The 3,731-nt window shown below is 31.8% G+C and carries 5 protein-coding genes; all 5 read left to right on the top strand.

Going from position 1 to position 3,731, the window contains the following annotated elements:
- The first annotated feature begins 182 nt into the window (after positions 1-182).
- Entirely contained in the window at positions 183-491 is a 309-nt protein-coding gene (locus N4A57_RS05990) for a group II intron maturase-specific domain-containing protein (protein WP_293656827.1), read from the top strand.
- Between the two features lie 22 nt (positions 492-513).
- A complete protein-coding gene (locus N4A57_RS05995) occupies positions 514-729 on the top strand; it encodes a hypothetical protein (protein ID WP_293656829.1) in 216 nt (71 codons plus the stop codon).
- A gap of 164 nt (positions 730-893) precedes the next feature.
- Positions 894-1,295 carry a nucleotidyltransferase substrate binding protein gene (locus N4A57_RS06000; protein ID WP_293656831.1) on the top strand — a complete coding sequence of 134 codons (402 nt, stop codon included), beginning with the start codon at positions 894-896 and terminating at the stop codon, positions 1,293-1,295.
- Entirely contained in the window at positions 1,292-1,597 is a 306-nt protein-coding gene (locus N4A57_RS06005) for a nucleotidyltransferase domain-containing protein (RefSeq protein ID WP_293656833.1), read from the top strand. The genes N4A57_RS06000 and N4A57_RS06005 overlap by 4 nt, the downstream gene beginning before the upstream one ends.
- A 295-nt stretch (positions 1,598-1,892) precedes the next feature.
- Complete coding sequence (locus tag N4A57_RS06010) at positions 1,893-3,596, top strand: phospho-sugar mutase (protein WP_293656835.1); 1,704 nt, start codon at positions 1,893-1,895, stop codon at positions 3,594-3,596.
- The last annotated feature ends 135 nt before the right edge of the window (positions 3,597-3,731 follow it).

Genomic DNA, 3,731 nt, shown 5'->3' on the forward strand with positions numbered 1-3,731 from the left:
TGCGAAAAGAGATAGAAAATTGTTTGCACACTGGAAATTTGGGATATTACCAACAGCTGGATGATGGGAGCCGTATGAGCTGAGAGGTTCACGTACGGTTCTGAGAGGGACTAAGGGGGAGGTTCCCTTGGTCTACTTACTGTAATATATATGTTAAAAGTAGAAAAGCTGCTAACAGAGTAATGAAAAGTATAACAAAATATATTGAAGAAAAACTCAAATTAACTGTGAACAAGGAAAAAAGTAAAGTTGGTAGACCATGGAAACTGAAATTTTTAGGATACTCATTCTACAATGTTAAAGGTGGAGTGGAATTTAGAGTTCATGAAAAGTCAGTCAAGAAACTAAAAGAAAAGATTAAATATTTAACTGGAAGAAGTAGGATAGGAAATATCAGAACAGCTTACCTAAAGATCAAACAGGTAATAGTGGGCTGGATTAATTACTTCAAACTGGCTAGAATGAAAAATAAATTAAAAAAAATTAGATGAATGGTTAAGAAGGCAAATTCGAATGTGTTATTGGAAACAGTGGAAGAAGATAAAAACAAAATATAAAAATCTTCAAAGATTGGGATTAAATAAAAATAAGGCGTGGGAATTTGCAAATACAAGAAAAGGCTATTGGCGAGTAGCCAACAGCCCAATCTTAGGAAGAACTATTACTAATGCAAGACTAAAGAATTCAGGATTAATGTCCTTAGCAGAAACATATGCACGAGTATGTTAATTCTATTGAACCGCCGTATACGGAACCGTACGTACGGTGGTGTGAGAGGACGCTAAATAAAATAATTATTTAGCTCCTACTCGATTGGTAACAACATTTATAAGAAAAAATAAATGTGACATAATTAAATAAAAATATATAAACTGTAGGAGGCAATTGCATACATGAGTCATAAAGATATACAATGGCGTCAACGATTTGAAAATTTTAATAGAGCATATAAACAGCTACATGCTGCAATTATAGATTTTAATAAATTAAGCATTCTTGAGAAAGAAGGGCTAATTCAGAGATTTGAGTACACCTTTGAACTTGCTTGGAAAACATTAAAAGATTACTTAGAATCACAAGAAGTAGAGGTGAAATTTCCAAGAGAGGTAATTAAGGCGGCATTTCACTATGGACTTATTGAAGATGGAGAAGTGTGGATGGACATGCTAGAAAAGATAAATCTATTGGCACATACTTATGATGAAGAGAGATTTAATTTTGCCATAACAAAGATAAAAGAGGAATACTATAAGGCCATATATGAAGTATATAATTTGTTAGGAGAGAAAATATGAATTTTGGAATAAAACCCAAAAGCATGGAATTAATTATTAATACCTTATGGGAAAAAGAACAAGTTGAAAAAACTGCTATTTTTGGTAGCCGTGCCATGGGAAATTATAAAAATGGTTCTGATGTGGATTTGGTAATCTATGGTGAAAATATAACAAAAGAAATGGTAAATGAGATAAGTATAAAGTTAAATGAGGAATTACCCTTACCATATTATTTTGATGTGATACATTATGAATCTTTAAAGCATGATGGGTTAAGAGAACATATAGATGAATTTGCAAAAATAATATATAAAAGATAAAAGCAATAAAGATAAGTTAGATAAGGCATATTCAAAAAAAAAATTAGTCATTTTACTGGTTATTTGAATTGTTTTCCTCGTTATGGAATCGCTTACATATGTTTAATATGCTCGCTCCCCATGCCTTGAAAATAATCCAAACCCCTCAGGAAATTGGCTAGTTTATTTTTTTTATATGCCTAAAACGAAAAACATTCTCGTACATAAAAGAGAGTGTTTTTATTTTCCCTACAAAACTACGTTAATATAATATATAATAAAATAGTGTAAAAATTTTAACAATTGGAGGTAGAGCATGGATTATTTAGATAAATATAAGGGATGGTTAAATAGTACATCTATAGACGAAGAAACTACAAATGAATTAAAAAACATAACAGATGATAAAGAAATTGAAGATAGATTCTATAAAGACCTAGAATTTGGTACAGGAGGACTTCGTGGAATCATTGGGGCAGGTACTAACAGAATGAACAAATACACTGTAAGACGTGCTACACAAGGATTGGCTAATTATTTACTAAAAAGAAAAGACAATAACAAAGTAGTCATAGCCTACGATTCTCGCCATATGTCACCAGACTTTGCCTATGAAGCAGCTTGCGTACTAGCAGCCAATAATATAAAGGCATATGTATTTGAATCCTTAAGAACTACTCCAGAACTATCCTTTGCAGTGAGACATTTAAATTGTAATGGTGGAATAGTTCTAACGGCAAGCCACAATCCAAAAGAATATAATGGATATAAGGTCTATGGATCTGATGGGTGTCAGCTAGTACCCCATGAGGCTAAAATAGTAATAGATGAAGTAAATAAGGTTGATGACTATGAAAAAGTTAAATACATAGATAAAGAAGAATCTAAAACTAAAGGCTTATTAGAAGTAATAGGTAGTGAAATAGACAAAGTATATATAGATAAAGTAAAAGAATTATCCCTAAGAGAAAATGTGGATAAAGACATAAAAATAGTATATACTCCACTTCATGGTACTGGAAACATGCCAGTTAGAAGAGTATTAGATGAACTAGGATATGAAAATGTATATGTAGTTAAAGAACAAGAATTACCAGATCCTAACTTTAGTACAGTAGTATCTCCAAATCCAGAAGAAAGAGCAGCCTTTGAACTTGCAATTAAGTTAGGAGAAGAAGTTCATGCTGATCTTCTTTTAGGAACAGATCCAGATTGTGATAGGGTTGGTGCTGTAGTAAAAGATAATAGGGGAGAGTACAAAATATTAAATGGAAACCAAACGGGAGCATTACTAATAGATTATATTTTAACTAGTTTAAAAGAAAAGGATGAGTTACCATCTAATGGAGTATTAATAAAGACCATAGTAACTAGTAAAATGGGAGAAAAAATAGGAGAGGCATTTGATATAAGCACAATAGATACTCTAACAGGATTTAAGTTTATAGGAGAAAAAATAGGTGAGTTTGAAGAAAATAATTCTAAAGAGTTCTTATTTGGATATGAAGAAAGTTACGGATATTTAGCTGGAACCTTCGTAAGAGATAAAGACGCTGTTATAGCTTCCATGCTAATATGTGAAATGGCAGCATATTATAAGACTAAAGGTATGAATTTATATGATGCCCTTGTCAATCTATATGAAAAATATGGATATTTTAAGGAAGATTTAGTATCCATAAAAATGGCTGGAAAAGAAGGTATGGAAAAGATTGCATCTATTATAGAAGAATTTAGAAGTAATCCTCCTAAAATTATAGATAATAGAAGGATAAAAACATTTGCAGATTACAAAACTAGTAAAAAAATAAACTTAATTGATAGTTTAGAGTCTGAAATATTATTACCAGAATCTAATGTATTACACTTTACCCTAGAAGATGAAAGCTGGTTCTGCGTAAGACCATCAGGAACAGAGCCAAAGATAAAAATATACTTCTCCGTATGTGGAAAAACTCAGAAAGAAGCAGATAAGAAGTTAGAGGGAATGAAGAAGGAAGTAATGGGGAAAATTAGCTAGCAGGAAATGGTTAGCGGTCGGCGGCTAGCAGTCAGCAGTAAAAAAAGAATTTGATAAAAAGTCATTAAAATACTACAATCGTAACAGCTAACAGCTAACAGCTAACAGCTAACAGCTAACAGCTAACAGCTAACA

It is taken from the genome of Anaeromicrobium sp., from assembly GCF_025210435.1.
Classification (GTDB): Bacteria; Bacillota; Clostridia; order Peptostreptococcales; family Thermotaleaceae; genus Anaeromicrobium.

Bases quoted from the DNA above. Each gene is read 5' to 3' on its own strand.
- N4A57_RS06000 (WP_293656831.1), top strand. From the start codon at position 894: ATGAGTCATAAAGATATACAATGGCGTCAACGATTTGAAAATTTTAAT.
- N4A57_RS05990 (WP_293656827.1), top strand. From the start codon at position 183: ATGAAAAGTATAACAAAATATATTGAAGAAAAACTCAAATTAACTGTG.
- N4A57_RS06005 (WP_293656833.1), top strand. From the start codon at position 1,292: ATGAATTTTGGAATAAAACCCAAAAGCATGGAATTAATTATTAATACC.
- N4A57_RS05995 (WP_293656829.1), top strand. From the start codon at position 514: ATGTGTTATTGGAAACAGTGGAAGAAGATAAAAACAAAATATAAAAAT.
- N4A57_RS06010 (WP_293656835.1), top strand. From the start codon at position 1,893: ATGGATTATTTAGATAAATATAAGGGATGGTTAAATAGTACATCTATA.